This is a genomic window from Mesorhizobium sp. M2A.F.Ca.ET.039.01.1.1 (assembly GCF_003998035.1).
Taxonomy (GTDB): Bacteria; Pseudomonadota; Alphaproteobacteria; order Rhizobiales; family Rhizobiaceae; genus Mesorhizobium.
This window is the reverse complement of record NZ_RZRY01001603.1, coordinates 1-388: the sequence shown is the minus strand read 5'-3', so window position 1 is coordinate 388 and position 388 is coordinate 1. Positions and strand designations below refer to the sequence as shown.

The window sequence follows — 388 nt, the reverse complement described above, 5'->3', positions numbered from 1 at the left end:
AGGTACTTGGCGACATTGGCGACCAGCCCATCCTGTCCCACCGGCACGACAACGTCGTCGGCCGCGAACAGGAAGCGGTCGAGGTCGGCGCGCTTGACCAGGGTCTGGCGCCAATCCGCCGGCACCGAGGCCCGTGCCGCGCCCAGCACGGCATGGAACTTGTCGTGCCGGACCTCGACATCCTCGAGCCGCTGGCCGCGCGTCTGCAGGAAGAAGCGTGCCTGGTCGCGCGTCGCGTGGCGCGCGACCAGCAGCTCGTAGTCGGTCTCGCGCGTCACGAAGACCGCGCGGGGTCGGTTCGCCGCCATGCTTCGCCCCCCTCAGCGGGCCTCGATCACCGCCGGGCTCTTGCGGAATTCGCCGAGCACGGTGGCGAGCAGGTCCGGCG

1 pseudogene is annotated in these 388 nt (G+C 71.1%); it reads right to left on the bottom strand.

The window, feature by feature from the left end:
- A pseudogene (locus EOA24_RS41130) lies at positions 1-308 on the bottom strand (hypothetical protein); the annotation flags it as partial.
- Positions 309-388: the final 80 nt, after the last annotated feature.